This is a genomic window from Burkholderia sp. AU39826 (assembly GCF_020419965.1).
Lineage (GTDB): Bacteria > Pseudomonadota > Gammaproteobacteria > Burkholderiales > Burkholderiaceae > Burkholderia > Burkholderia semiarida.
Map to the genome: position 1 here is coordinate 77,201 of NZ_JAIZQG010000015.1, position 26,372 is coordinate 103,572.

General features: G+C 68.5%; 25 protein-coding genes. 6 read left to right on the top strand and 19 right to left on the bottom strand.

Going from position 1 to position 26,372, the window contains the following annotated elements:
* Positions 1–115: 115 nt before the first annotated feature.
* From speE to LGM42_RS23080, 3 genes are all read left to right on the top strand, one after another.
* Positions 116–973 (top strand): polyamine aminopropyltransferase, encoded by an 858-nt coding sequence (speE, locus tag LGM42_RS23070; protein WP_060965563.1) that lies wholly within the window; start codon positions 116–118, stop codon positions 971–973.
* 88 nt (positions 974–1,061) lie between these two features.
* The gene (locus LGM42_RS23075) at positions 1,062–1,478 is read left to right on the top strand and encodes a VOC family protein (RefSeq protein ID WP_059581002.1); all 417 of its coding nucleotides are present in this window, start codon (positions 1,062–1,064) and stop codon (positions 1,476–1,478) included.
* 17 nt (positions 1,479–1,495) lie between these two features.
* Positions 1,496–2,263: a 16S rRNA (uracil(1498)-N(3))-methyltransferase gene (locus LGM42_RS23080; RefSeq protein ID WP_059581201.1), complete on the top strand. Its 768-nt coding sequence runs from the start codon at positions 1,496–1,498 to the stop codon at positions 2,261–2,263.
* A gap of 307 nt (positions 2,264–2,570) precedes the next feature.
* Here the strand turns inward: LGM42_RS23080 and LGM42_RS23085 are convergent, their stop codons facing one another.
* The 3 genes from LGM42_RS23085 to LGM42_RS23095 all read right to left on the bottom strand — a co-directional run bounded on the left by LGM42_RS23085 (position 2,571) and on the right by LGM42_RS23095 (position 6,300).
* Positions 2,571–3,134, bottom strand: a complete 564-nt coding sequence (locus LGM42_RS23085) for a barstar family protein (RefSeq protein ID WP_059581000.1) — start codon at positions 3,132–3,134, stop codon at positions 2,571–2,573.
* A 16-nt stretch (positions 3,135–3,150) separates the two neighbouring features.
* On the bottom strand, positions 3,151–3,582 hold the full coding sequence (locus tag LGM42_RS23090) for a ribonuclease domain-containing protein (protein ID WP_124658328.1): 432 nt from the start codon (positions 3,580–3,582) through the stop codon (positions 3,151–3,153).
* 375 nt (positions 3,583–3,957) lie between these two features.
* Positions 3,958–6,300 (bottom strand): NADP-dependent malic enzyme, encoded by a 2,343-nt coding sequence (locus tag LGM42_RS23095; RefSeq protein WP_319001459.1) that lies wholly within the window; start codon positions 6,298–6,300, stop codon positions 3,958–3,960.
* Between the two features lie 134 nt (positions 6,301–6,434).
* Here LGM42_RS23095 and thiL point away from each other — a divergent pair, with 134 nt between their 5' ends.
* Genes thiL through LGM42_RS23110 form a run of 3 tightly spaced genes read left to right on the top strand, consistent with a single transcriptional unit; the run spans position 6,435 to position 8,500 of the window.
* Complete coding sequence (gene thiL / locus LGM42_RS23100) at positions 6,435–7,433, top strand: thiamine-phosphate kinase (RefSeq protein ID WP_226233274.1); 999 nt, start codon at positions 6,435–6,437, stop codon at positions 7,431–7,433.
* A complete protein-coding gene (locus LGM42_RS23105) occupies positions 7,423–7,968 on the top strand; it encodes a phosphatidylglycerophosphatase A (protein WP_226233275.1) in 546 nt (181 codons plus the stop codon). Before thiL ends, LGM42_RS23105 begins: the two co-directional genes overlap by 11 nt.
* 31 nt (positions 7,969–7,999) lie before the next feature.
* Entirely contained in the window at positions 8,000–8,500 is a 501-nt protein-coding gene (locus tag LGM42_RS23110) for a CinA family protein (protein ID WP_059580979.1), read from the top strand.
* Positions 8,501–8,531: 31 nt separating this feature from the next.
* On the opposite strand, the gene LGM42_RS23115 is transcribed toward LGM42_RS23110, so the two are convergent.
* The 16 genes from LGM42_RS23115 to LGM42_RS23190 form a co-directional block, all read right to left on the bottom strand.
* Positions 8,532–9,590 carry a hypothetical protein gene (locus LGM42_RS23115; protein ID WP_059638076.1) on the bottom strand — a complete coding sequence of 353 codons (1,059 nt, stop codon included), beginning with the start codon at positions 9,588–9,590 and terminating at the stop codon, positions 8,532–8,534.
* A 198-nt stretch (positions 9,591–9,788) separates the two neighbouring features.
* On the bottom strand, positions 9,789–10,616 hold the full coding sequence (pyrF, locus tag LGM42_RS23120) for an orotidine-5'-phosphate decarboxylase (protein WP_006483119.1): 828 nt from the start codon (positions 10,614–10,616) through the stop codon (positions 9,789–9,791).
* A 39-nt stretch (positions 10,617–10,655) separates the two neighbouring features.
* A complete protein-coding gene (locus LGM42_RS23125) occupies positions 10,656–11,717 on the bottom strand; it encodes an aldose 1-epimerase (protein WP_059580975.1) in 1,062 nt (353 codons plus the stop codon).
* Positions 11,718–11,767: 50 nt separating this feature from the next.
* Complete coding sequence (locus LGM42_RS23130; protein ID WP_059638071.1) at positions 11,768–12,577, bottom strand: SDR family NAD(P)-dependent oxidoreductase; 810 nt, start codon at positions 12,575–12,577, stop codon at positions 11,768–11,770.
* Positions 12,578–12,600: 23 nt separating this feature from the next.
* Positions 12,601–13,617: an L-arabinose ABC transporter permease AraH gene (gene araH, locus LGM42_RS23135; RefSeq protein ID WP_226233276.1), complete on the bottom strand. Its 1,017-nt coding sequence runs from the start codon at positions 13,615–13,617 to the stop codon at positions 12,601–12,603.
* A gap of 88 nt (positions 13,618–13,705) precedes the next feature.
* A complete protein-coding gene (araG, locus tag LGM42_RS23140) occupies positions 13,706–15,217 on the bottom strand; it encodes an L-arabinose ABC transporter ATP-binding protein AraG (protein WP_059580968.1) in 1,512 nt (503 codons plus the stop codon).
* Between the two features lie 67 nt (positions 15,218–15,284).
* On the bottom strand, positions 15,285–16,280 hold the full coding sequence (locus LGM42_RS23145; RefSeq protein WP_226233277.1) for an arabinose ABC transporter substrate-binding protein: 996 nt from the start codon (positions 16,278–16,280) through the stop codon (positions 15,285–15,287).
* Between the two features lie 111 nt (positions 16,281–16,391).
* Complete coding sequence (locus tag LGM42_RS23150) at positions 16,392–17,171, bottom strand: SDR family oxidoreductase (protein ID WP_226233300.1); 780 nt, start codon at positions 17,169–17,171, stop codon at positions 16,392–16,394.
* On the bottom strand, positions 17,171–17,848 hold the full coding sequence (locus tag LGM42_RS23155) for a 2-dehydro-3-deoxy-6-phosphogalactonate aldolase (protein WP_226233278.1): 678 nt from the start codon (positions 17,846–17,848) through the stop codon (positions 17,171–17,173). Before LGM42_RS23155 ends, LGM42_RS23150 begins: the two co-directional genes overlap by 1 nt.
* 22 nt (positions 17,849–17,870) lie before the next feature.
* Positions 17,871–18,896 (bottom strand): 2-dehydro-3-deoxygalactonokinase, encoded by a 1,026-nt coding sequence (locus tag LGM42_RS23160; protein WP_226233279.1) that lies wholly within the window; start codon positions 18,894–18,896, stop codon positions 17,871–17,873.
* Complete coding sequence (locus LGM42_RS23165; protein WP_226233280.1) at positions 18,893–19,792, bottom strand: IclR family transcriptional regulator; 900 nt, start codon at positions 19,790–19,792, stop codon at positions 18,893–18,895. Before LGM42_RS23165 ends, LGM42_RS23160 begins: the two co-directional genes overlap by 4 nt.
* A 349-nt stretch (positions 19,793–20,141) precedes the next feature.
* Positions 20,142–20,540, bottom strand: a complete 399-nt coding sequence (locus LGM42_RS23170; RefSeq protein WP_226233281.1) for an EF-hand domain-containing protein — start codon at positions 20,538–20,540, stop codon at positions 20,142–20,144.
* A 76-nt stretch (positions 20,541–20,616) separates the two neighbouring features.
* Positions 20,617–22,227: a S10 family peptidase gene (locus LGM42_RS23175; RefSeq protein ID WP_226233282.1), complete on the bottom strand. Its 1,611-nt coding sequence runs from the start codon at positions 22,225–22,227 to the stop codon at positions 20,617–20,619.
* A gap of 426 nt (positions 22,228–22,653) precedes the next feature.
* Positions 22,654–23,391, bottom strand: a complete 738-nt coding sequence (gene mtgA / locus LGM42_RS23180) for a monofunctional biosynthetic peptidoglycan transglycosylase (protein WP_060312613.1) — start codon at positions 23,389–23,391, stop codon at positions 22,654–22,656.
* A 12-nt stretch (positions 23,392–23,403) separates the two neighbouring features.
* Entirely contained in the window at positions 23,404–24,270 is an 867-nt protein-coding gene (gene aroE / locus LGM42_RS23185; RefSeq protein ID WP_059638055.1) for a shikimate dehydrogenase, read from the bottom strand.
* Entirely contained in the window at positions 24,267–26,351 is a 2,085-nt protein-coding gene (locus tag LGM42_RS23190) for an RNB domain-containing ribonuclease (RefSeq protein WP_226233283.1), read from the bottom strand. Before LGM42_RS23190 ends, aroE begins: the two co-directional genes overlap by 4 nt.
* Positions 26,352–26,372 lie beyond the last annotated feature (21 nt).

Here is a 26,372-nt window from a genome sequence, read left to right on the forward strand (position 1 = left end):
CAGATGGGCCGGCATTTCCCTTGTCGGCGCGTCGTGTTCCGGCACGGTTTTCCGCCAAACCGCCCGCCTCCTATAATTCAGGCGTCGGAACTGCCCGCCTCCCGCGGCCCCACCCGTGAGCACGACCCTTCTCTTCCATCCCACGCCCAACGCCGCCTACGGCTTCCCGAACGCGCGCCGGCTCGCGCACGTGGCGTCGCCGCACCAGCGCATCGAAGTGTGGGAAACGCCGCAGCTCGGCCGCCTGTTCACGCTGGACGGCCGGCCGATGACGTCGGTCGGCGACGAGTACGTGTATCACGAGTGCATGACGCACCCGGCCGCGCTCGCGCATCCGGCGCCGAAGAAAGCGCTCGTGCTCGGCGGCGGCGACGGCGGCGCGGCGCGCCAGTTGCTCAAGCACGCGTGCATCGAACGGATCGTGATCGCCGAGCTCGACCACGAGGTGATCGGGATGGCGCGCCGCTATCTCGACGACGTGCACCAGGGCGCGCTCGACGACCCGCGCGTCGAGGTCGTGATCGGCGACGCCGCGCACTTCGTCGATTCGACGGTCGAACATTTCGATCTCGTGGTGTTCGACCTCACGCCGCCCGATTCGCCGGCGGCCGGCCTCTATACGCGTGCGTTCTACGCGCGGCTCAAGCGAATCCTCACGCGCTGCGGCGCGATCTCGATGCATCTCGGCTCGCCGGTGTTCCATGCCGCGCGCATCGCCGCGCTGCTCGACGATCTGCGCGCGAGCTTCGCGGTCGTCGACCCACTGTCGGCGCACGTGCCGCTGTACGGCTCGCAGTGGCTGATGGCGATCGCGAGCGACACGCTCGATGCGGCCGCGCTGTTCGCGCACGACGTCGACGAACGGCTCGCGGCCCGCCGCGTCGACGGCTTGCGCTACTACGATGCGCGGCTGCATGCGTCCCTCTTTGCCCTGCCGCGCGCGCTGCGCGATACACTGGGCGTTCGCCGCTGAACCTCGGCACGCCGCGCAACGTTCCGTCGTTCCAGCATGAGACCGGCGCAGGCGCCGCGGCGCCGATACCGTGCAACAGGAGATTTTCATGACCGATCCACGTCCGGCCAACGTGCCTTGGTTGACGCCCTACCTGACCGTGCGCAACGCGCGCGCGGCCATCGAGTTCTTCCAGGCCGCATTCGGCTTCACGGTACGCGACGTGCACGACGAGGACGGCGCGATCATGCACGTCGAGATGGCCTATCGCGGCCAGTTGATCGTGATGTTCGCGCCCGAGGGCGCGTTCGGCTCGCCCGCGCTCACGCCGAAGCGCGCGAACGCCACCGCGCCGCAATCGTTCTATCTGTATGTCGACGACGTCGACGCCACCTGGCAGCGCGCGCTCGACGCGGGCGCGAAATCGCTGAGCGCGCCGCAGGATCAGTTCTGGGGCGACCGGTTCGCGCAGATCGAGGATCTCGACGGCTACCGCTGGGCGCTCGGGTGCCGTCTCGACGCATGACCGAAACCGCCACACGCATGAATGAAGCCACCACCACCGCGGCCGTGCCGCGCTTTTTCGTCGACGCCGCGCCGCGCGCCGATGCCCCGCTCGCATTGCCGGCCGACGTCGCGCGCCACGTGCAGGTGCTGCGCCTGCAGCCCGGCGACGCGCTCGCGCTGTTCGACGGCACGGGCGGCCAGTACCGCGCGCGGCTCGTCGAGGTCGACAAGCGCGGCGCGCTCGTGCAGGTCGATACGTTCGAGCCCGCCGAGGCCGAGCCGCCGTATCGCGTGACGCTCGCGCAGGGCATCGCCGGCGGCGACAAGATGGACTGGGTGATCGAGAAAGCCGTCGAGCTCGGCGTCGCGGCGGTCGTGCCGCTGTCGACCGCGCGCGGCGTCGTGAAGCTCGCCGGCGAACGGGCGGACAAGCGCGTCGCGCACTGGCGCGGCGTCGTGCGCGCGTCGTGCGAACAGTGCGGACGCAACCGCGTGCCCGACGTCGCGCCGGTGGCCGGCTTCCACGCATGGCTCGACGCGCTGCCGGCCGCGCCGGCCGACGGCGAACTGCGGCTGCTGCTGTCGCCGCGCGCGAGCATCCCGTTCGCGTCGCTGCCCGACGCGCCGCCCGCGGGCGCCGTCACGCTGCTGATCGGCCCGGAGGGCGGGCTGTCGCCGGACGAGGAAAATGCGGCCCGCGCACGCGGGTTCACCGCGTTGTCGCTCGGGCCGCGCGTGCTGCGCACCGAGACGGCCGGCGCGGCCGTGCTCGCGGCGCTGGCGGCACGCTGGGGCGGGTGGTGATCGGCGACCGCGAGCGATTCGCTCCGGCTCGACTTCAACGCGCGGATCGTCTCGGGTTCATTCCGCGGCGATGAATTGCGTTGTCGTGTACGGGACGATCCGTGCAAGCGCATGCTCGTCGCCGGCATCGCTGCAATGACGTGAAGTACGCCCATCGGGCGTACGGCGCACTCGCCGATTCAGTCGCCAGATGCACAAAAACCCGCGCAATGGCGGGTTTTCGAGACGCTGCGCACCGGATTCCGGTGCCGGCGGCGAACAACGACCGGAAGCTGCGACAACGCGGCGTACCGGCCCGCCGACGCGCTTACGCGAACGAGTAGAACACGCGGAACGCGACCTTGCGCTCGGCCCAGAACTCGGCCGCCTCGCGGAACACGTCGAGCAGCGTTTCGCGCCCTTCCTTGTCGAATTTCTGCGCGATCGGCAACCCTTCGAGGACGATCACGAAACCAGGCTGCGCGCCGGCCTTCGCGACGAGATCGGTGAGGCAATCGTACAGCGCGTCGTAGTTCTTCCCGAAATGCTTCGGAAACAGGAACGAGGTCGCGATCGTTTCCATCACTTCCTGCTTCGACTGCGCGGCGCCGCAATACGCATACAGGAAATGCTGGCCGAGCCGACCGGCTTCGTCGGCGAGATCCTGCACGCGGAACGCGCGGATCGACTGCACGAGATTGGGTCGCACGGTCGTGAAAAGGCTCATAGGCTCCTCGTTCGATGAAAGCCCGGGCTCGGCTTCCTGTTGCTCCGGCGTGCCGCCGGCCTGCGCCGCCGCGTGCAGCTGAATCACACGCTGAAACAGATTGCCGTCGCCGGCCGCGAACAGATCCGCCGCCGCCGTATCGTGCGCGTAGATGGAGTCGCTCATGCCATTCGTCCCGAAGTCATTCAACAATACGTTTAAAACTGTTGTAGTGGTCGCCCGTGTAATAACAGTTGTCGATCCGGCGCAACGGCCCGCCACAGACGATCCGGCGCGCGCCGCGATTGCGCGCACGCGGCGTCGGCACCGTGTACTCATGGTAGTAGCCGCGCTTCGCCTTCGGCAGGATCCGCTCGCGGTTGCCGAACACGACGCCGTCTTTCTCGTACGGATAGGGGCCGCCGGCGCTGATCAGGCCCAGCGTGGTCACGGCCTCGCGCGGAAGACTGGCAGTCGAGATCGTATCGAGCCCGCTGGCGGCCACGTCGGCCGGAACGGCCTCCCGTGCGTAAGCGGCGGAAACCAGACTGCCCGTCGGCGTGCCGACGATACCCATCGCGAACATCGCGAAGACGGACGCGAGCGCGCCGTTGCGGAGCCACTTGCGTGCCATGAACCAGGGTTCCCGCTGTTAAATCAAGTAGTTGACGACCAACAAAGGCGTTAGCGTAGCGTTATTGGCCGCGCGAATCAATGTCCGTTTGGGAATCGAAAGCCACGCGACGCCCCGAATTCCGCATTTTTTACCGAAATTGCACTACATTTATCTTACATAGGATAAAATGCGTGCGGCATCTTTCGCATGGCAAGACCTGCCTCCTTGCCACACTCGCTACCCGGAGTGGAAAGATGCTGCTGTTGCTTATGGGAAGCGCGGTTGCGCCCTGCCCGCGGCGTGCCCCTTGCGGGCACGCCTCTTTTTGCCTTTGTTTACAATTTCGCCCGGCGCGCGGCCCCGGTTCGACCGGCGCCGCGCGTTCGTGTCGGCTCAGCGCGCGGCGTTGACGTCGGCCACGAGCAGCGCCGCCATGTTGACGATGCGACGAACGGTCGCCGATTCGGTCAGCACGTGCACCGGCTGCGCGGCGCCCAACAGGATCGGCCCGATCGCGATGTTGTTGCCGGCGGCCGTCTTCAGCAGGTTGTACGCGATGTTCGCGGCGTCGATGTTCGGCAGGATCAGCAGGTTCGCTTCGCCTTCCAGCGTCGATTCCGGCAGGATCTCCTTGCGCAGCGCCGCGTCGAGCGCGACGTCGCCGTGCATTTCGCCGTCCACCTTCAGCTCCGGCGCGGTTTCCTGCAGGATCGCGAGCGTATCGCGCATCTTCTTCGCCGAAGGTGCGTTGCTCGTGCCGAAATTCGAGTGCGACACCAGCGCGACCTTCGGCTCGATGCCGAAGCGGCGCACTTCTTCGGCGGCCATGATCGTGATCTCGGCCAGCTCCTCCGGGGTCGGATCGACGTTCACGTGCGTATCGACGAGGAAAATCTGGCGGCCCGGCAGCACGAGGCCGTTCATCGCCGCGTACACGCTGCAGCCCGGGCGCTTGCCGATCACCTGGTCGATGAAGTGCAGGTGGCGGTGCGTGGTGCTGATCGTGCCGCAGATCATCCCGTCCGCTTCGCCCTTCTTCACCAGCATCGAGCCGATCAGCGTCGTCCGACGGCGCATTTCGACACGCGCGAGCTGCTCGCTGATGCCCTTGCGCGCCATCATCTTGTAGTACGTCTGCCAGAAGTCGCGGTAGCGCTCGTCGTGCTCGGTGTTGACGACCGTGAAATCGGTGCCCGGCGTCAGGCGCAGGCCGTAGCGCTGGATACGGTGCTCGATCACCGACGGGCGGCCGATCAGGATCGGCTTCGCGAGTTTTTCGTCGACGATGATCTGAACGGCGCGCAACACGCGCTCTTCCTCGCCTTCCGCGAACACCACGCGCTTCTTCTCTTCCGGCGCGGCGCGCGCGATCTGGAAGATCGGCTTCATCGTCGTGCCGCTGTGGTACACGAACTGCTGCAGGTGCTGCTTGTACGCGTCCATGTCCTCGATCGGGCGCGTCGCGACGCCGCCGTCCATCGCGGCCTGCGCGACGGCCGGTGCGATCTTCACGATCAGGCGCGGATCGAACGGCTTCGGAATCAGGTATTCGGGCCCGAACGACAGATCCTGGATGCCGTACGCGGTCGCGACGATGTCGCTCTGCTCGTGCTGCGCGAGTTCGGCGATCGCGTTCACGGCGGCGATCTCCATTTCACGCGTGATCGTCGTCGCGCCGACGTCGAGCGCGCCGCGGAAGATGAACGGGAAGCACAGGACGTTGTTGACCTGGTTCGGGTAATCGGTGCGGCCAGTGGCCAGCACGGCGTCCGGGCGCACTTCGAGCGCGAGTTCCGGCAGGATTTCCGGCGTCGGGTTCGCGAGCGCGAGGATCAGCGGGCGCTCGGCCATGCCCTTCACCATCTCCTGCTTCAGCACGCCGGCGGCCGACAGGCCGAGGAAGATGTCCGCGCCGTCGATCACCTCGGCGAGCGTGCGGGCGTCGGTTTCGCGCGCGAAACGCTCCTTGTCCGGATCCATCAGCTCGGTGCGGCCCTTGTAGACCACGCCGGCCAGGTCGGTCACCGTGATGTTCTCGAGCGGCAGCCCGATGTCGACCAGCAGGTCCAGGCACGCGAGCGCGGCCGCGCCCGCGCCGGACGCGACGAGCTTGACCTTCTTGATGTCCTTGTTGACGACCTTCAGGCCGTTCGTGACGGCCGCGGCCACGACGATCGCGGTGCCGTGCTGGTCGTCGTGGAACACCGGAATCTTCATCCGCTTGCGCGCTTCGCGCTCGACGATGAAGCAGTCCGGCGCCTTGATGTCCTCGAGGTTGATCCCGCCGAAGGTCGGCTCCAGCGCGGCGATCACGTCGACGAGCTTGTGCGGGTCCGACTCGTTCAGCTCGATGTCGAACACGTCGATGCCCGCGAACTTCTTGAACAGCACGGCCTTGCCTTCCATCACCGGCTTCGACGCGAGCGGGCCGATGTTGCCGAGACCGAGCACCGCCGTGCCGTTCGTCACGACGCCGACCAGGTTGCTGCGCGCTGTGAAGCGCGCGGCGTTCAGCGGATTCTCGACGATCTCCTCGCACGCGAACGCCACGCCCGGCGAATACGCGAGCGCGAGGTCGCGCTGGTTGATCATCTGCTTGGTCGGGGCGATCGCGATTTTGCCGGGGGTCGGAAATTCGTGATAGTCGAGCGCGGCTTCGCGGAGCTTGGCTTTGGAGGAGGCTTGGGTGGACATGTGTCTCGTGACGGGCGGATTAGAATAACTGTTCGACGGCATTGTAGCGCCAATCACCGCCCATCAGACCGGCGATTCGGGTGCGACAGCCGCGACAAAAATGAACTGGATGGTACAGGAGCGCCGCCGCCCGCCTCGTACAATGCCGTTCCTTCAACCGTTTCGGATCGCCCGCCGTGCCAGCCGCCCTCTCCGAGTTTTCGCTGATCGAACGCTTCTTCACGCGCCGCGCGGCCCGGGGCGCCCGCGCGTCGACGCTCGGCATCGGCGACGATTGCGCGCTGATGGCGCCCCGATCCGGGAAATTACTGGCCATTTCGACGGACATGCTGGTGGAAGGCCGCCACTTCTTTCCCGATGTCGCGCCCGACGCGCTCGGCCACAAGACGCTCGCGGTCAATTTGTCGGATCTCGCGGCGATGGGCGCCGAGCCGCGCGCGTTCACGCTCGCGTGCGCGCTACCGCGCGCCGACGCGGCGTGGCTCGAAGCGTTCAGCAACGGGCTGTTCGCGCTGGCCGAGCGATACGGCTGCGAGCTGATCGGCGGCGACACGACGAGCGGGCCACTGAACCTGTGCGTGACCGTGTTCGGCGAAGTCGCGCCCGGCGCGGCGCTGCGGCGCGATGCCGCGCGCGACGGCGACGACGTATGGGTATCCGGCACGCTCGGCGATGCGCGCGCGGGGCTCGGCGTCGCCCGCGGCGAATGGACGGCGGGCGCGGATGAAGCCGCCGCGTTCCGGCGCGCGCTCGAGCGCCCGGAGCCGCGCGTCACGCTGGGCCTGGCGCTCGCGGGCGTCGCGCACGCGGCGCTCGACCTGTCGGACGGCCTCGCCGGCGATCTCCAGCACATCCTGACGCGCTCGAACGTGCGCGCCGAGATCGACGCCGACGCGGTGCCACGCTCGGCCGCGCTCGCGACGCTGCCGGCCGACGTGCAGCGCCGCTGCACGCTGGCGGGCGGCGACGATTACGAACTGTGCTTCACGGCGCCCGTCGCGGCCCGCGCGGCGGTCGAAGCGGCCGGCGCCGCGGCCGGCGTGCCGGTCACGCGAATCGGTACAATACGCGCGTTGTCCGCGCCGTCGGCCCAACCCGCCATCGCGTGGCGCGACGCCGCCGGCGCGCCCCTCGCTCTCACGTTGCACGGCTTCGACCACTTCCATGCAGACTGATCCGACGCCCGCGCACGCCGCGGCCGATTCCGGCGCCGCGCGGCCCGCGCCGACACGCGTGACGGCCCGCTTCATGCTGTCGCACCCCGCGCATATCGTGTCGCTCGGCTTCGGCAGCGGGCTCGCGCCGATCATGCCCGGCACGTTCGGCTCGCTGTTCGGCTGGCTCACGTTCGTCGTGCTCAACCGCTACCTGACGGTGCCCGAATGGTGGGCGCTGATCGCCGTCGGCTTCGCGGCCGGCACGTGGATCACCGGTTTCACCGCGAAGCAGGCCGGCGTGTCCGATCCGGGCGCCGTCGTCTGGGACGAGATCGTCGCGATCTGGCTCGTGATGCTGTTCGTCACGCCCGCGACCTTCGTCGGCCAGCTATGGGCGTTCGTCGCGTTCCGCTTCTTCGACATGCTCAAGCCGCCGCCGATCCGCTACTTCGAGCGCCGCCTGAAAGGCGGGCTCGGCATCATGGTCGACGACCTCGTCGCCGCGTTCATGACGCTGCTCGTGATCGCGCTGTGGCGCTCCGTCGCCGGCTGACCGATTTCCCGACTCCCGTTTCCCGACGCGCATGCCAACCGATTCCGTCGTCCATCAGCTTGCGATCCGCGCAGGCAACAAGCTGCGTGACGAGCACCTCACGCTCGCCACCGCCGAATCCTGCACCGGCGGGATGATCGCCACGGCGATCACCGACATTTCCGGCAGCAGCCAGTGGTTCGAGCGCGGCTTCGTCACGTACTCGAACCAGGCCAAGATCGAGATGATCGGCGTGCCGCCCGACCTGATCGACAAGCACGGCGCCGTCAGCGAGCCCGTCGCGCGCGCGATGGCCGAAGGCGCGCTGCGCAACAGCCGCGCGCAGGTCGCGCTGTCCGTCACCGGCATCGCGGGCCCGGCCGGCGGCAGCGAGAAGAAGCCGGTCGGCACCGTGTCGTTCGGCTGGAGCAACCGGCTGCATACCGACGTCGAGACGCGCGTGTTCAAGGGCGACCGCGAACAGATCCGCACGCAGGCGGCCGCGCATGCGCTGCGCGGGCTGCTGAAGCTGCTCGACGAACACGAAGGCTGAGCGGCCCGGGCGCGCGTGGCGCCGCGCCCGCTTATTGAATCGCGTCGGGCTTCACGACGATCCAGTTCTTGTCCGCCGTCACCGGCAGGCCGAGCGCCTTCTGCTTCGCGGCCGATTCGTCCGACCACGCGCGGATCTGCGCCATCTGCTTGTCCTTCTTGTTGACCCACACGCGCACGCCGCCGCGCGCGACGTCGGTCGCGTTCAGCAGCATGTAGCCGTCGGAGCTCGGCGTGTCGCCCGCGACGAGCACCGGCTTTTTCCACTGGTCGATCCAGCCGACGATCGAACCGAGCTTGCCTTCGTACCACGTCATCGGGTTCATCAGGAACGGCGTGATCACGAGGTTGCGGTTCGCGGCCTCGTCGTACTTGCCGGCCTTGATCTGCAGCCGCGACGTGGTCAGCGCGCCGGTGGCCGGGTCGCGCAGCAGCGTCGTCACGCCGATCACGTTCTGCGGCTTCACGTTGTAGCCGTACTTCGGGTCGGACAGCACGAGCCGCGCGAGTTCCTCGTGCGCGGCCGTCATCACGTAGACGTCGATGCCGTTCTCGCGCAGCGCGTTGTACAGCTCCTGCATCCCGCGGAAGAAGCGCGGCGGATTCACCGTGCCGTCGACGACCTTGTCGCCCTGCCAGTAGCGGATCGGGATCGGCTTGCCGTCGGCGAGCATCGCATCGACGTGGCGCTTCAGGCTGGCGAGCGACTGCCCGGCGAACGCCTGCGCGATCCACGGATAGCAGACCAGATCGTCGATCTCGCACAGCCGGTAGTAGTAGCTCGTCAGCGATTCCTTGTAGTCGGCGGAATCCTTGAACGGGATCAGCTTGAGCGACGGATCGAGCGAATCGCGCGTCAGCACGCCGTGGTTCTCGAGATACGGCAGCAGCGATTCCTCGAGGTCGTAGCGGTAGGTCGTGTTGTCGGCGTCGAACACCGCGTAGTCGCCGCGGTTCGCGTGCGCGGCGATCATCGCGTTCAACGCCTTCGCGCTGTCGGCCGGCCAGTGCGACAGGTCCGCCGCATGGGCGAACGTCATGCACAGCGACGCGGCGAACGCGCTCAGAAGACGGCGGGACAGCTTGGGCATGGCGTCGCTCCTTTTCTTGACATTTTCGTGACGGATCGATGACAAACGGCAGCATGGCGCGACTAAATTGCGCACGTGCAGTACGGAAGCGACGGAAAATTGTTCGCGTGCGCCAGGACGGCGAATACACGATGAAGGCGCGCGGCCCGCGAACGCGGGCGCGGCGGTCGAAGGCCGCCCGAGCGGGCGGCCGGTATTTCAGCGATGCGCGTTGATCGTGTCGCGCGTCTTCTGCGCGGCGAGCGCCGCGGCTTCGGCGAAATCCTCGCCCTTGCTCGCATACAGGATCGCGCGCGACGAGTTGATCATCATCCCGGTGCCGTCGGCCGTGCGGCCCGCATTGACGGTCGCCTGCACGTCGCCGCCCTGCGCGCCGATGCCGGGGATCAGGAGCGGCATGTCGCCGACGATCCCGCGCACGATCTCGATTTCCTTCGGGAACGTCGCGCCGACCACGAGGCCGAGCTGGCCGTTCTTCGCATTCCACTTGTTCGCCGCGAGATCGGCCACGACCTGATACAGCGGCCGCCCGTTCGTATCGAGGAACTGCAGGTCCGAGCCGCCCGGGTTCGACGTGCGGCACAGCACGATCACGCCCTTGCCTTCATGCTCGAAGTACGGCTCGACCGAGTCGTAGCCCATGTACGGGTTCACCGTGACGGCGTCCGCGCGATAGCGCTCGAACGCCTCGCGCGCGTACTGCTCGGCCGTGCTGCCGATGTCGCCGCGCTTCGCGTCGAGGATCACGGGCAGGCCCGGATGCTGGAGATGGATGTGCGCGATCAGCCGCTCGAGCTGGTCTTCCGCGCGATGCGCGGCGAAGTACGCGATCTGCGGCTTGAACGCGCTCGCATACGGCGCGGTCGCGTCGACGATCTGCCGGCAGAATTCGAAGATCGCGTCGGGCTGGCCGTCGAACTGCACGGGAAAGCGCGACGGCTCGGGATCGAGGCCGACGCACAGCAGCGAATTCGTGCGCTGCCACGCGGCGCGCAGCGATTCGATGAAAGTAAGCGGGGAAGACATGGCGGATACTCGCGGCAAACCGTTGGTAGACCGCGTATTTTACCCGCGTCGCCGCGCTGCCTCGCGTGTCGCGCCATTGCCGCGCGCATCGGCGCGCTCGACCGTGAACGCGAAGCGCCGCGTGAGCCGCTCGCCGGGCGCGAGCAGCGTCATCCCGTGCGCGGCCGCGCCACCCGGCAGGTTCACCGCATTGATCGGATGATCGACCGGCTCGAAGCAGAAGAAATCCTCGCCCGGCGGCGTATAGAGCACGTACGCGTCGGCGTCGGCCGCGACGGTCAGCGACAGCCGGCGGCGCGGCCAGCTCACCGTCGCGTGGCCGCCCCAGCCGGTGAACGCGTGATTGACGAGCGTGGCCGGCAGCGGATACGCGACGCCGAACTGCCAGGCCGGCGGCACGCTGACGTGCCGCACCGGCAGGAAATCGGCGCCCGACAGCCACAGGCCGCCCGCCGCCGCGGCCAGCTCGGTCTCCGTATCGCGCACGAGGAACGGATGCACGCCGAGCCCGAACGGCAGCCGCGCGCGGCCCGCGTTCTCGATCGTCAGCGCGATCGACAGCGTCGCGTCGTCGAGTTCGAACGACTGGATCGCGCGGAACGCATACGGCGCGCCGGCCGCACGATCGAGCGACAGTTGCAGCGACGTGTCGGTCGCATCGTCCACCTGCCACGGCGCGAGCCAGCCGTCGCCGTGGATCGGCAACGGCTCGTCGCGGCGGTTGCGCGGCACCGCGACCTTGCGCCCGTCGCATTCGAAGCGCCCGCCGCCGATCCGGTTCGAGTACGGCAGCAGCGGGTAGCACGCGAGCTCGTTCGGGTCCGTCACCGTCTCCGGGTGCTCGCAACGGCGGAACACCGGCATCAGCGCGCCGTTGTCGCCGCGCCAGTCGAAGCGCGCGATGCCGCCGCCGAGGTGCGGCAGCACGTCGAGCCGCAGCGACGCGTTCGACAGCGTGACGGCCGCCGCATGCGCGGCGCCGACGCCCTGCGCGAACACGGCCGTCTGCGGGCCGGGGCTGACCGGCTGGGCGGCGGCGGCCAGGCGCGCGCGGCGCGACTGGCTGGCGGACGACGATGCGCGCGAGGACGTGGCGGTCATGGTGAGCTCCTTTCCTTCGTCGAAGAAACGATGCAGGTCGGTGCGAACGATCAGGCCCAGCCGCCGTCGACGATCACGTCCTGCGCGGTGATCATCCGGCTGTCGTCGGCCGCGAGAAACAGCGCCATCCGTGCGAGGTCGGCCGGCAGCAGTTCGGCGTCGATGCACTGGCCGGCCTTGATCGCCGCGCGGCCCGCGTCGTCGAGCCACAGCCGGCGCTGCTTGTCGGTCATCACCCAGCCGGGCACCAGCGAATTCACGCGGATGCCGAACGGGCCGAGGTCGCGCGCGAGGCCGCGCGTCAGGCCCTGCACGGCCGCCTTCGCCATCACGTAGACGGGATAGCCGCCGTTCTTCAGCATCCAGCTGATCGAGCCGAGATTGACGATCGAGCCGCCGCCCTGCCGCTTCATGTCGTCGATCACCGCCTGCGCGGCGAAGAACTGGTGACGCAGGTTCACCGCGATGCCCGCGTCGAACGACGCCGGCGTCACGTCGCCGATCGCATGGCGCGCGTCGTTCGCCGCGTTGTTCACGAGCACCGCGATCGCGCCGATGCGCGCACGGATCGCGTCGATCGCCCGGCGCAGCGCGTCGATGTCGGTCAGATCGCAGGACAGGAACAGCGGCGCATGGCGCACGTGCGCGAGGCGTTCGGCCAGCGCGGCGCCGGCCGCCGCGTCGAGATCGACGAACGCGACGCGCGCGCCCTGTTCGGCGAAGTGCTCGACGAACGACGCGCCGATGCCGGTCGCGCCGCCCGTGATCAGCACCGCGCGATCCTCGAGGCTCGGGTAGCGCGCATAGCGCGCGTCGCTCGCCGCCGCGTGCGTGCCCTGCGCTGATGGGTCGATGGTCATGCGTGTCGTCTCCGTGGATTCGGTCAGTCGCGTACGCCGCGGTTCTTCAACTGGTCGAGCAGCACGGCCGCGAGCAGGATCGCGCCGCGCACGAGGTACTGGTAGAACGCGTCGATGTTCAGCAGGTTCATCACGTTCTCGACGGTGCCCATGATCAGCACGCCGATCACGACGCCCGAGATCGTCGCGCGGCCGCCCATCAGCGACACGCCGCCGAGCACGCACGCGGAAATCACGTTCAACTCGAAGCCCTGCGCGGCGTTCGGCTGGCCCGACGTGATGCGCGACGCGAGGATCACGCCCGCGAGCGCCGTCACCGCGCCCTGGATCAGGAAGATGTACACACGCGTGCGTTCGACGTTGATCCCCGCGAGCCGCGACGCTTCCGGATTGCCGCCGATCGCGAGCGTGTTGCGGCCATAGATGGTCTGGTTCAGCAGCACGCCGAACCCGATGAAGCACAGCAGCGTGACCCAGATCGGCAGCGACACGCCGAACATCGACAGCCCGCCGAGCGCGATGAACGTATCCGACGACACGCCGACCGCCTGCCCCTTCGACACGATGAAGCCGAGCCCGCGCACGATCTCCATCGTCGCGAGCGTCGTGATCAGCGCGTTGATGCGCAGGTACGCGATCACCGCGCCGTTCACGAAGCCGATCGCGGCGCCGGCCGCGACCGCGGCGACGATCGCGACGAACGTGTTGTCGGTCGCGTTCAGCACCATCGCGCACAGCACGCCGGAGAACGCGACGGTCGAGCCGATCGACAGGTCGAAGTCGCGCGACGCGAGACAGAACATCATCGTGCACGCGACCATGCCGATCTGCGAGATCGACAGCGCGAGGCCGAGCATGTTGTCGATCGAGAAGAAGTGATCGACGGTCAGCGACATCGTGATGAACATCACCGCGAAGATCGCGATCAGGCTGTATTCGGTCAGATGCTGCCACCACTTCTGGTGGTCGCTCTGCTGCGGAACCAGCGCGTCGGCCGACGGCTTCACGGCGGCGCTGGCAAGGTTTTCGTTGGCTTGCATGGTGTGTCTCCTGCTCCTGCATCGTGCGGCCCGCGCCGCGCGTGTTCGATTCGATTGTCCCAGGCTTGTCCGGACGTAGCCGGCCGCGTCAGGCCGCCTCGGCCGCGCTCGTCTGCGGCAGCGCGAGGTTCAGCACCGCGTGCTCGTTCGCGTCGGCGCGCGCCAGCTCGCCTGCGATCCGCCCTTCGCGCATCACGACGATGCGGTCGGACACGCCGAGCACTTCCGGCAGCTCCGACGACACCATCACGATCGCGCAGCCGCGCTCCGCGAGCCGGTAGATCACGTCGTAGATCTCGTGCTTCGCGCCGACGTCGATCCCGCGCGTCGGCTCGTCGAGGATCACGACCTTCAGGTCGGGCTCCGCGAGCCAGCGCGACAGGATCGCCTTCTGCTGGTTGCCACCCGACAGGAAGCGGATCTTCTGGCGCCGGTTCGGCGTCTTGATCTTCAGCCGCTGGATGAAGCGGTCGGCCGTTTCGCTTTCGGTCTTGCCGTTGATGAAGAGCCCCGCACGCAGCGAATGGCGGCGGCAACTGATGTTGATGTTCTCCGCGACCGACGCGATCGCGATGATTCCTTCTTCCTTGCGGTCCTCCGGGCACAGCACGATGCCGTGGCGGATCGCGTCGCCGGTGCGCTTCACGTCGATGCGCTGGCCGTCGAGCGTCAGCACGCCGGCGCGCCGGCGGTCCGCGCCGTACACGAGCCGCATCAGCTCGCTGCGGCCGGCGCCGACGAGCCCGAAGAAGCCGACGATCTCGCCCGCGCGCACCGAGAAGCTCGCCGGTTCGCGCAATGCCGGGCCGTCGACGCCTTCGGCGGAAAACCGCACGTCGCCGAGCGCGCGCGGCGCGTAATGGTAGATGTCGGCGATCTCGCGCCCCACCATCTCGGCGACGAGCCGCTCGCGCGGCACGTCGGCCAGCGCCTCGTGCGACGCGATCTTGCGCCCGTCGCGGAAGATCGTGCACGCGTCGCACAGCCGGTAGATCTCGTCCATCCGGTGCGAGATGTAGATCAGCGCACGGCCCTGCGCGCGCAGATCGTCGACCAGCTTGAACAGCACTTCCGTCTCGCGATGCGACAACGAGCTCGTCGGTTCGTCGAGCGCGATCACGCGTGCATTGCGCATCAGCGCCTTGCAGATCTCGACCATCTGCCGCTGCGCGATCGACAGCCGCCCGAGCCGCGCGTCGGGGTCCAGATCGACGCCCATCTCGGCGAGCCGCTCGCGCACGTAACGCTTCGCCTCGCGCTTCCTGACCCAGCCGAACGCATTCGGCAGGCGGCCGAGCAGCAGGTTTTCCGCGACCGTCAAATCGGGCACATACTGCAATTCCTGGTGAATCACCGCGATGCCGGCCGCGATCGACGCGGCCGCATTCGCGAACTGCACGGGCTGGCCGTCGACCAGCACGCTACCCGCGTCGGGCTGGTATTCGCCGCCGAGAATCTTCAACAGCGTCGACTTGCCCGCGCCGTTCTCGCCCATCAGGCCATGCACCTCGCCCGCATGCACGTCGAACGAAATGCCGTCGAGTGCGCGCACGCCGGGAAATACCTTGCCGATATTGTCAAAACGCAGTGCCGCTGACACGTCGTCTCCCCACTTCCAGATCCATCGACCGCCGGCCGCCGCGTCGCCGCGGCAGCCGGCGGGCCGCTTACTTCGACGCGAGCCCCATCTCCTCGCGCACCTTCGACACGTTCTCGCGCGTCGCGAGCATGCCCGTCGTCAGCGTCAACGGCGGCGGCGCCTTGCCCTGCGTGATCCACGTGTACATCAGGTCCGAGGTTTCCTCGCCGTGGCGCTTCGGACTGATGATCACGGTGCCGTAGAAGCCCGTCGGCTGCGGCTTCTTGAACTCGTTCAACGCCGAATCGGAACCGCCGATGCCGATGCCGATCATGTTGTCGGCCTTGAAGCCGCGCCCTTCGGCCGCGCGCACCGCGCCGAGCACGGCCTCGTCGTTCAGGCCATATGCGACCCAGTGCTTGAACTGCGGGTTCTTCGTGAGCGCGATGTTCGCCGCGTTGAACGCGTTCTCGGTGTCGGTCTTCGCCTGCGGCGCCGCGATCACGTTCGCCTTCGGGAAGCCGGCGGCCACCAGCGCGTCGGTCGCGCCGCTCGTGCGGTCGTGCGCGGTCGGCAACTGCTCGTAGGTGATGTCGATCGCACCGACCTCCTTCATGTCCCAGCCGCGCTTCTTGATCTCGGCCGCGATGCCGTCGCCGACCTGCTTGCCGATGTTGTATGCGGAAATCCCCATGTGCGGCACCGACTCGATCGGCTTGCCCGCGCCGTCGACGAGGCGGTCGTCGACCGTCATCATCTTCAGGTTGTGCGACTTCGCCTTCGCGACGATGCCCGGCCCGAGCTTCACGTCGGGCGTGCAGATGATGAAGCCCTGCGCCTTCTGCGCGGACAGGTTGTCGATCGCGCTCATCACCTTCTCGCCGGACGGCGCGCCGATCTTCACGAGCGTGAAGCCTTTCTGCTTCGCGGCGATCTCGGCGAATTTCCACTCGTCCTGGAACCACGGCTCTTCCGGCTGCTTCACGAGGAAGCCGATCTTGACCGGGTCGGCCGCGTGCGCGACCGGACTGCCCATCACCACCGCGGCCGCGGCGGCCAGCGTTACGAACGTTCTGCGTTTCATCTCCAGTGTCTCCTTGTTTTCATCGAACAGGATGCAGCCGCTTGTTGGTTTCGACGCAGCGTGCGCGCGGCCGTCGCACGTGCGGTCTTTCGAATCGTTACGTCAGTCGTGTCAGTCGTGATACAGCGCCGCGCGCCCGCCATCGACGGTGATGCATGCGGCATTGATGAACGGCGCCTCGTCGGACGCGAGGAACACGGCCGTCATCGCGACCTCCTCCGGTTTCCCGATCCGCTTCATCGGCTGCAGCGCGAGCGTCTCGGCGCGCGCGGCGGCCGGATCGGGCTGCGCGTCCCACCAGTCGCGCGTCAGTTGCGTCTCGATGTAGCCCGGCGCGATCGCGTTCACGCGCACGTTGCGCGCCGCGTATTCGATGCCGAGCGCACGCGTGAGACCGAGCACGCCGTGCTTCGCGACCGGGTATGGAAAGCAGCCCGGGATGATCCTGAATGCATGCGTCGACGCGATGTTCACGATGCTGCCGCGACCGCGCTCGACCATGCCCTCCAGCGCCGCGCGGCAGCCGTGCCACACGCCGTCGAGATCGATCGCGAAGCAGCGGCGCCAGTCGTCGTCGGTCATCGTCAGCGGATCGGCGAACACGTTGATGCCCGCGTTGTTCACGAGCACGTCGAGCGGGCCGAACGCCGCTTCCGTCCGCGCGAGCGCATCGCGCACCGCCTGCTGCCGCGCGACGTCCGCCTGCAACGGCAGCACGCGCGCGCCGTCGCATTCGTGTGCGATCGCGGCGGCCGTGTGCTGCGCCTGCGGGAAGTCGAGATCGACGAGCGCGACGGCCGCGCCTTCGCGCACGAACGCACGCGCGATCGCGGCGCCGATGCCGCGGCCCGCGCCCGTCACCATCGCGACCTTGCCCGCGAGGCGGCCCATCATGCGGCTCCGCCGCGTGCCGCGCGCAAGCCGGCCTGGAACGCGCGCGCATTCGCCGCGGTCGTATCCGCCGACTGGCCGGGACGGTACAGCGCCGAGCCGAGCCCGAAACCGTTCGCGCCGGCGTCGAGGAACGGCCGCATGTTGTCCGGTGCGATCCCGCCGACCGGAACCAGCGGCACCGCACGGTCGATCACCGCGCGCCACGCATTCACGACCGTCACGCCGAGCTGCTCGGCCGGGAACATCTTCAGCACGTCGGCGCCGTTCGTCAGCGCCGCGAATGCTTCGGTCGGCGTCGCGACGCCCGGCGCGCTCGCCAGCCCGCGCTCGCGTGCGCGGCGGATCACGGCCGCGTCGCTGTGCGGCATCACGATCAGCGCGCCGCCCGCGTCCTGCACGCGGTCGACGTACTCGGCGCGCAACACCGTGCCCGCGCCGACGATCATGTCGTCGGGCAACGCACGGCGCAGCGCCGCGATGCTGTCGAACGGCTCCGGCGAGTTCAGCGGCACCTCGACGATCCGGAAGCCGGCTTCGTAGAGCGCGCGGCCGTGGTCGGCCGCTTCCGCGGGCGTGATGCCACGCATGATCGCGATCAGCGGGCACGCATCGAACGCGCGCATCAATGCGGCGTGGGGCGTGTACGGCGCGGGCAATGTCAGGTCGGACGGCATCGAAGATTCCTCTGCAAGCAGTTCACTGGTCGGCGCACACGGGCTCGCCGTCCGCGCGCACGAGCCCGGCGCGCGACGCGATCCGCCACAGGCCGCGCTCGGTCGCCTGCGCGGCGACACGCGCATGCGCGTGGCCGAATACCTGGAGCGCATCGACGTAGCGCGAACACAGGCCGCCGTCGCCGATCAGCAGCAGCGGCTGGTCCGCGAGCGCGATGCCGCGCTCCGCGAGCATCGCGTCGAGCGCATTGAGCTCATGGCCGATCAGCAGGCCGGACAGGTAGTCGCCCTGCGCATCCGGCGCGAGCCGGTCGGTCAGGCCGAGCGTGCGCGTGCTGAAAATCGTCGCGAGCAGCCCCGTGTGCCGCGCGCCGCGCGCGACCGCCACGCCGCGCACGAACGCGCCACGGTCGGGCGACGCACCCGCGCGCATCGTGCGGCCGAGGATCGTGTGATCGCGCAGCACCGCGAACAGCTCGCCGGTCATGAAGGTCTGGAAGCGTTCGATCAGCCCGTCCTTCACCCACGCCCATTTCGCATGCGTGCCCGGCAATCCGATCAGTACGCCTGAACGATCGGCGCCAAGCGTGGGATCGCTCGCGAGCGCGCCGACGATCTGCGTTTCTTCGCCGCGCATCACGTCGGGCAATTCGCCCGTCGCGATCACGCCCGGCACGATCGAAACCGTCGTGCCACGCGACGTCGTCACCGTGATGAGGCCCGCGACGAGCGCGTCGGCGCCGGCCGGCACCGCGACGTACGGCGCTTCGCGCCAGCCCTGCGCGCTGCCGACCATCCCGGCGGCGAGCACCGGCAGGCCGGGCGTGCGGTCGAGCCAGTCGCCGCACGCTTCCTCGAACACCGCGTCGAACGCACGCGCGCCGCCGCCCGGCACGTGCATCACGCCGGCCGCCCGGCTGCGCGTGTCGATCGGCACACCGTGCGCGTCGTACAGATAGGCGCGCAGCGACGTGGTGCCCCAGTCGAGCGCGATCAGCGACGGGGCGGCGGAACAGGCATCCGGAACGGGCCGGGTCGAAGTCGTCATCGTTTGATCCTGCGGGTACCCTGCGGCGGGCTCCAGCCCAGTTCCGCGGAAATGGCTCGCGCTTCGCGCTGCACGAGCGGAATCAGTTCGTCCATCCGGTCGTGCGGCATGTACGGAATCGTGCTCGCGACCGACACCGCCGCGACGATCGCGCCCGACGCGTCGCGGATCGGCGCGGCCACGCAGCGGATCGACGCCTCGTTTTCCTCGAGGTCGAACGTATAGCCGCCGACCGCGTAATGGGCCATGCGCTGCAGGAACGCATTCGTCTCGGGCCGGTTGTCGGGCTTGAAGTTGACGCCGGCCAGCGCGCGCCGCGCGGCTTCGAACAGCGAGCGCCACAGCTCGGGATCGAGGTCGAGCATCATCGCCTTGCCGATGCCGGTCGATGCGAGCGGCATCCGGTGGCCGACGCGCGAGCGCATCTCGAGGCCGCGCGTGCCGGGAATCTTGTCGATGTACAGCACGTCGTCGCCGTCGCGCACGCCGAGATGGATCGTGTCGAGCGTCGCTTCCGCGAGCGCCTCCAGATGCGGACGCGCCACCGCGGTGAGCGGCATCTGTTCGAGCGCGATCGTGCCGAGCTCGATCAGCTTCGGGCCGAGCAGGTAGCCGCCCTGCACCTGGCGCAGATAGCGCGCCTGCACGAGGCTGCTGACGAGGCGATGCGTCGTGCTGCGCGTCGTGCCGAGCGCGGCGCCGATCGCACGCATGTCGCGCGCGCCGTTCGCGATCGCCTCGAGGATCGCGAGGCCGCGCAGCAGCGTCTGCGTGCCGGCCTGCTGCGCGGCGAGGTCGAGCGGCGTGCTGGTCGCGCCGATGCTGTCGGTCAGCGACGGTTCGGCCGGCATCGCGCGCCGGGCGTCGAGGGCAAGGGAGTCTGGCATCTTGGTCATGGGGCGGGGCTTCTTCAACGGAATCGGTGAAGCCGCTCGCGCGGCGCCGGAACTGCGTCCCGTGCTGCGGCGTCGCGGCGGTCGATGCACCGAGTAAAGCGCCCGGCGAACTTCATGGAAGGTGTCTCCGTGTGCGACGGGCGCCGCGCGATGCGTGCGTCCGAAGCTGTCGATGTGCTTCGGATTGTAGGAGCGCACGCACTCGGCTCCAATATTTGAATGCGTTGTCCAGATAATGAGAATTCAGGCGAGATCGACTCGGGGGCTCGCGCAACCGCCCGGCGATGCGCACGGGGGCGGAACCCGCCGTGCCGCAGGTTCCGCCCCGTTTGCTCACCGCGTCCCGCGCTTACTGCTGGCTCGTGCCGCGCGCCTGCATGTAGCGCTGTACGTCGGCGAACGACACGCGGCCGCTGCCGCCCGCATCGATCTGCCGGAAGTGGTTCGCGACGTAGCCGAGGCCGGCCGCGCGCGCCTGCGACTCGGTGATCGAACCCGTGTTCTGCGTGTCGGCCGCGCTGAACTGCCGCGCGAGCTTGCGCACCACCTGCGCATGCAGTGCGGCGCCGGTCGTCTGCGTGCCGGCGCTCGCGTGGCGCGCGGCCGGCGGCACGTACGGGTCGCCGAGCTGCGCCTGGCGCGCACGCGCCGGCGCGGCGGCGTCGCTCGCCTGTGCGAATGCGGAAATGGATGCGGCGGCGCCGACGCATGCGAGCGCCGCGGCAACGACGATGAAACGATTCTTCATGTCAGGCTCCAGTCTGGAATGAGGTCGACTGCCGGCGAGCGGCGCCGCCGAGGGCGCCTGTCGCCGGCCTCGCGCATCAGTGCGCGGCCGCGTTGTAGAAGGTCACGAGGTCGGCTTTCTCCTGCGGACGCGACGTATCGTCGAGATAGACCATGTGCCCGCCCTGATAGTCCTTGATCGTCAGGTTCGGTTGCGTGCCGAGCCGCGCGAGGTCGAGCTCGGTCTGGTAGAACGGCGTCGCGATGTCGTGATACCCGTTCAGCGACAGCACCTTCAATTGCGGATTCAGCGTCAGCGCCGCGGCCAGATCGGGGATCGTGTCGGGCATCGCGAGGCCGTCGTGCGTCCAGTCCCACGTGTTGATCGCATTGCTGCTCACCGAGTAGGCCGACTGCGCGGTGTACTTGAGTTCGTTCGGCAGGTAGCTGCCGATCGTGTCGGTGAACGGCTTCGTGATGAACGAGCTGGACGGATCGCCGTCGGCCGCGAGCGGGCTCGACAGGGGCACGTTCACGCGTGCGTCGTAGCGGCCGATCAGCGTGCCCGGAACGAGCGACAACTGGAAGCTGTTGTCGAAGAAGGTCGGGACCACGTTGAAGTCCGCATTCCACAGCGCTTGCTTCACGCCGGTCGAATTCACCATCGTCGTGACCAGGTTCGGCGGCGGTGGCGTGTGGCTCGCGAGGTACGCGTTCACGGCGGGCGCGTAGCTGCCGGCCGTCAGCAGGCGCATCTGGTCCGCATACTGCGGCAGGTTCGACGGGTTCGGGTTGTCGAGCTGGTAGTACGCGCCGACCGTGCCGTACGACGGCACGAAGCCCGCGCAGCTCACCGGGCTCGCGCCGTTGTTCGAGTTGCCGACATAGTCGCTCGCCATGTCGCAGTTGGTGTTGTAGTTCAGGATCGACGACTGCAGCACGATGCCGTCGAGCTTCACGCCGGCCGTCTCGAGCAGGTTCGCGAGCACGTCGGTGCGCGGCGTGCCGTACGACTCGCCGAACAGGTATTTCGGCGAAGCGTTGCGCTGGTTCACGTTCAGGTAGCGCGTCACGAAATCGCGGAATGCGCCGGCGTCCTGGTCGACGCCCCAGAACGTCTGGTTCGTGTTCGGCGCGATCGCCTCCGAAAAGCCCGTGCCGATCGCATCGACGAACACGAGGTCGGTCGTGTCGAGCAGCGTGTCCTGGTTGTCGACGAACGGGAACGTCGACGCGTTCGCGTTCGGGTCGCCGGTCTGGATCCGGCGCGGGCCGAACGAGCCCAGATGCAGCCACACCGAGGCCGAGCCGGGGCCGCCGTTGTACAGGAACGTGACGGGCCGCTTCGCCGCGGGCTGGTTGTCGGCCGTGTAGGCGACGTAGAAGAACGACGCTTCGGGCGCGCCCGTCTGCGGATTGCGCGCGACGAGGTGGCCGGCGGTGGCCGTGTACCGGATCGTCTTGCCGTTCAGCGTGATCTGGTGGTGCGTGACGGCGGCCTTTTCGACCGCGGCGGACGCGTCGAGCGACGCGTTCGCGCTCGACGAATAACTGTTCGGATCGTTGTACGCGCGGTCGACCTGACCGGCGGGATCGGCTGAATTCGCGGCGCTCGCCGCAGCGGACGACGTCACGTCGTCGTTGCAGGCCGTCAGAATCAGCGAAGAACACACCACCCCCAACAACAGCTTCGCTTTGCTCGCTGGCATCGTTGCGTTCCTTCTCTCGGATGTTTTTCGTGTCGAGCAGCGGGATAAGCCGCCCCCCGCCTCGATTGCGGCCGATGAGCCGAGGCGCCGGCCAATATACGCGAGCCCGCCGGCTTTGAAAAATTTGGAAATATTTGGCGTGCGGCCGGTGCGGCGCACACCTTTCAGGAATGCTTCGATTTGCGAAACGTTGCATTTCACGTCGCTTTCGTCGACTTTCGCGTTTACCCGCGACGACTAAAAAAGCACCGATTTCGTGCGAAGCCGACCACCAAAATCGCACGGTCGACGGCATTGCTCAGCAAAGCGAAATAGATGGATTCGTCTAAAGGATGTGGCCCGAAATGGGGATGACACGAACGCGCTGCAGCGCACCAATCGCGCGTCGACGGCGAAACGGACAATACAGCGGCGCAGGCGCGCCGCTTACTCGGATTGCGGCAGCTCGGCCGCCCCCATGCGGCGCGCGATGACCGCCGCACGCTGCGCCTGGTAGGCCGAGCCGCGATGCGCATCGAACCAGCGCGGCTTCGGCAGCATGACCGCGAGACGCGCCGACTGCCACGCGCCGAGCCGGCTCGCGGGAATCCTGTAGTAATAGCGTGCGGCCGCCTCGGCGCCGTACACGCCGCGGCCCCATTCGACCGAATTCAGGTAGATCTCGAAGATGCGTTCCTTGTCGAGCACCGTTTCGAGCATCCACGTGATGATGAGCTCCTGCCCCTTGCGGATGTAGCTCTTCTCGCGCGACAGGAACAGGTTGCGGGCGAGCTGCTGCGTGATCGTCGAGCCGCCCGCGACGATCCTGCCGCGCGCCTTGTTCTTCTCCCACGCCTGCAGGATCGCGTCGACGTCGTAGCCGTTGTTGGTCGCGAACGTCGAATCCTCGGAGGCGATCAGCGCCCGCTTCAGGTTGCGCGAGATCTGGTCGTACGGCACCCACTGGTGCCGGATCTGCGCGGGCGGCGTGTCGCGCGACAGCCACCACGCGTCGGTGCGCATGAACGCGGTCGAGCCCGGGTTCACGAACGACCACAGCGCGATCTGCGCGAGATAGAACAGTTGCGTCGCGAGCCACGCGAGCGCGAACACCGACCCTGCGTAGACGATCCAGCGAGCGACGCTCACCGTGCGCGTGCGCTGCATGCCGCTCACCGCCACCACGTGCCGCTCCGTTCAGCTCGCCGCGAGCGCCTGGCGCAGCGCGGCGAGCACCGGCGCACCGTCCGGCCGCACGCCGCGCCAGATGAAGAACGATTCGGCGGCCTGCTCGACGAGCATCCCGAGGCCGTCGGCCGTGCGCGCGCCGAGCGACGCCGCGTGCTGCATGAACACGGTCGGCTGCGCGCCGTACATCATGTCGTACGCGAGCGTGCCCGTGCCGAACGCGGCCGCGTCGCATTCCGGCAGCGCGGCATCGAGGCTGCCGGCCGTCGCATTGATCACCACGTCGTACGGCTCGGCGCGCACGACGCCGGGGCCGCCGCCCGCGAGCGTGCAGCCCGCATCGTGCGCGGCCTGCATGAACTGGCCGACGAGCGCCTCGGCCTTGCTCGCGGTGCGATTCACGATCGTCATGGACAGCGGCGCGCGGTCGAGCAGCGGCAGCACGACGCCGCGCGCGGCGCCGCCCGCGCCGAGCAGCAGGATGCGCGCACCGGCGAGCGACACGCCGAGATTCGCCTCGATGTCGCGCACGAGGCCGACGCCGTCGGTGTTGTCGCCGTGGAGGCGGCCGTCGGCGTCGATGCGCAGCGTGTTCACCGCACCGGCCGCCGCCGCGCGCGGCGACAGCGTATCGGCGAGCGCATGCGCGTCGAGCTTGAACGGCACCGTCACGTTCGCGCCGCGTCCGCCTTCGGCGACGAACGCGCGCACCGCGGCCTCGAACCCGTCGACCGGCGCGAGCCGGTGCGTGTACTCGATCGGCTCGCCGGTCTGCGCGGCGAATTGCGCGTGGATGAACGGCGACTTGCTGTGCGCCACCGGGTTGCCGAACACGACATAGCGGTCGGCGCCGCTCGTCGACGCAGTTGCGTTCATGATGCGCGCCCCGCTTCGCCGTCGTTGCCGCCCGCAGCCTCGCCGCCCTCTGCCGCCGCGTCGCCCGATTCGGCCAGTGCCTCGGCCTCGGCTTGCGCCGACGCGTCTTGCGCGTCGACCAGCGTATCGTCGCCGCCTTCGGCGTCATCCTCTTCGTCGGCCGCGTCGCCGCTCGTCACGGTCGGCGCGTCGAGCACGTTCAAGAGCCGCACCGACGCCTCGATCGTCAGCTCGTCGAGCGACATCACGTCGAGCAGCACGCGCGTGCCGCGCGCATGCACGCCGAGCCCCGGCACGTGCAGCAGCAGCGGGATTTCCTCGAGGCGCACGAGATCGCCCTTCACGACGCTCGCGACCACCTGCTTCTTCTGCTCCTGCGCGAGCCAGCGCAGGCACCAGAAGTACTCCATCCGGCGCTGGTAGTCGGCGTAGGCCGTATACGTATCGTCGAAGCCCTGCACGACCGCGTAGAGATCGGCGTCCTTCGGCTTGAACGGCGCGGCGAGCTTCGCGGTGACGCCGTGCTGCACGCACGCGAGCAGCTGCCACTGGTTCACGAGGTCGACGTAGCGGCGCAGCGGCGACGTGCTCCACGCGTATTGCGCGACGCCGAGGCCTTCGTGCGGCGCGGCCGTCGTCTGCATCCGCGTGCGCTTCGGGCCCGGCGCGCCGAAGCCGCGCTGCGACCGGTAGATGCCCGGCACCGTATGGTCGTGCAGGAACGCGCCCCAGGTCGAGTTCGCGAGGATCGCGAGCTCCGACACGATCAGGTCGAGCGGCGAGCCGCGGCGGCGCGGCGTGATCGTCACGCGCTCGCCTTCGACGTAGAAGTTGTAGTCGGTGTTGCGCTGCACCTCGCGCTTCAGCCCGTAGCCCGCGCGCGCGACCTGGCGCTTCTCGAACAGCGCCTGCGCGAGCGGCCACAGCACGGCGATGTCGTCCTTGTGCGGATAGTCGCCGGTGCCGGCCGCGAGCGTCTCTTCGTTGACGAGCTCGTCGAGCGTGTTGTGGCGCAGGTTGCTCTTCACGAACACGAGCTCCGCGCGCGTCTCGTTCGCGACGATCTCCTGCGTCTCGCGGTTGACGATGATGTACAGCGACAGCGCCGGGCGATAGTCACCCTCTTTCAGCGTGAACACGTCGACGACGTCGTCCGGCAGCATCGTGATCTTGTCGCCCGGCATGTAGACGGTCGACAGGCGCGCACGTGCGATCGCGTCGACCGGGTCGCCGCGCACGATGCCGAGCGCCGGCGCCGCGATGTGCACGCCGATTCGCACCCGGCCGTCGGACAGGTGCTCGACCGAAAACGCGTCGTCGATTTCGGTGGTCGTGATGTCGTCGATCGAGAACGCCTCGACGTTCGCGCGCGGCAGGTCGTCCGGCAGCGGGCCGACCGTGACGGGCGGAAAGCCCGTGCCGTGCGGGAAGAATTCCGCGAGAAAGCGCGCTTCGTGCAGCGCACGCGGCGACTCGATGCCGCCGCAGTCGAGCATCAGCCGCGCCGGCGACACGCCGCGCGCGCCGGCCGCCGCTTCCATCGCCTTGTATTCGATCGAATTCTTGTCCGGCCGCGTCAGCAGCCCGAGCACCTTGCCCGCGAACGCCTCCGGCAGCTTGCCGGCCTTCAGCTCCTCTTCATACTGCGCCTGCACGAGCGCCTGCTGGCGCTTGCGCTCGAGCGACGCGAGCGCCATCTTGAGCTGCTCTTCCGGCGCGCGCTGGTACTGGCCGCGCCCCTTGCGGCGGAAATAGACGGGCGAGCCGTGCAGCCGCAGCACCAGCGCGGCGCGCTCGACCGGGCCGTACGTCGCGCCGAAGTATTCGGCGGCCAGCGCCGTGTACGCGAACTCGTCGGCCGGCGCGCATTCCCACAGAAAATCCAGATCGATCTGCTGCGCGGCCGTGTCGGCCTCCTGCATCAGTTCGCTTGCGGCCGGCTTGTCGAATTCGATCAGCACGTCTTTCGCGCGCACCTTCGCGCGCCGCCCGCCGGGCAACTCGACCTGAAATGCGTCGCCCTGGCGCGACAGCACGCTGCCCGCCTTGAAACTGCCCGATTCCTCGAAGAAAACGTTCACTCAGTACTCTCGTTCAGACTG

Coding starts and splice junctions, on each gene's coding strand:
- LGM42_RS23090 (WP_124658328.1), bottom strand. CDS start 3,582: ATGGCACGCAAGTGGCTCCGCAACGGCGCGCTCGCGTCCGTCTTCGCG.
- LGM42_RS23105 (WP_226233275.1), top strand. CDS start 7,423: ATGCAGACTGATCCGACGCCCGCGCACGCCGCGGCCGATTCCGGCGCC.
- LGM42_RS23110 (WP_059580979.1), top strand. CDS start 8,000: ATGCCAACCGATTCCGTCGTCCATCAGCTTGCGATCCGCGCAGGCAAC.
- LGM42_RS23075 (WP_059581002.1), top strand. CDS start 1,062: ATGACCGATCCACGTCCGGCCAACGTGCCTTGGTTGACGCCCTACCTG.
- pyrF (WP_006483119.1), bottom strand. CDS start 10,616: ATGTCTTCCCCGCTTACTTTCATCGAATCGCTGCGCGCCGCGTGGCAG.
- LGM42_RS23080 (WP_059581201.1), top strand. CDS start 1,496: ATGAATGAAGCCACCACCACCGCGGCCGTGCCGCGCTTTTTCGTCGAC.
- LGM42_RS23085 (WP_059581000.1), bottom strand. CDS start 3,134: ATGAGCGACTCCATCTACGCGCACGATACGGCGGCGGCGGATCTGTTC.
- LGM42_RS23165 (WP_226233280.1), bottom strand. CDS start 19,792: ATGACCAAGATGCCAGACTCCCTTGCCCTCGACGCCCGGCGCGCGATG.
- LGM42_RS23145 (WP_226233277.1), bottom strand. CDS start 16,280: ATGAAACGCAGAACGTTCGTAACGCTGGCCGCCGCGGCCGCGGTGGTG.
- LGM42_RS23170 (WP_226233281.1), bottom strand. CDS start 20,540: ATGAAGAATCGTTTCATCGTCGTTGCCGCGGCGCTCGCATGCGTCGGC.
- LGM42_RS23155 (WP_226233278.1), bottom strand. CDS start 17,848: ATGCCGTCCGACCTGACATTGCCCGCGCCGTACACGCCCCACGCCGCA.
- LGM42_RS23175 (WP_226233282.1), bottom strand. CDS start 22,227: ATGCCAGCGAGCAAAGCGAAGCTGTTGTTGGGGGTGGTGTGTTCTTCG.
- LGM42_RS23095 (WP_319001459.1), bottom strand. CDS start 6,300: ATGCCGTCGAACAGTTATTCTAATCCGCCCGTCACGAGACACATGTCC.
- araH (WP_226233276.1), bottom strand. CDS start 13,617: ATGCAAGCCAACGAAAACCTTGCCAGCGCCGCCGTGAAGCCGTCGGCC.
- LGM42_RS23115 (WP_059638076.1), bottom strand. CDS start 9,590: ATGCCCAAGCTGTCCCGCCGTCTTCTGAGCGCGTTCGCCGCGTCGCTG.
- LGM42_RS23160 (WP_226233279.1), bottom strand. CDS start 18,896: ATGACGACTTCGACCCGGCCCGTTCCGGATGCCTGTTCCGCCGCCCCG.
- LGM42_RS23130 (WP_059638071.1), bottom strand. CDS start 12,577: ATGACCATCGACCCATCAGCGCAGGGCACGCACGCGGCGGCGAGCGAC.
- LGM42_RS23150 (WP_226233300.1), bottom strand. CDS start 17,171: ATGGGCCGCCTCGCGGGCAAGGTCGCGATGGTGACGGGCGCGGGCCGC.
- LGM42_RS23125 (WP_059580975.1), bottom strand. CDS start 11,717: ATGACCGCCACGTCCTCGCGCGCATCGTCGTCCGCCAGCCAGTCGCGC.
- aroE (WP_059638055.1), bottom strand. CDS start 24,270: ATGAACGCAACTGCGTCGACGAGCGGCGCCGACCGCTATGTCGTGTTC.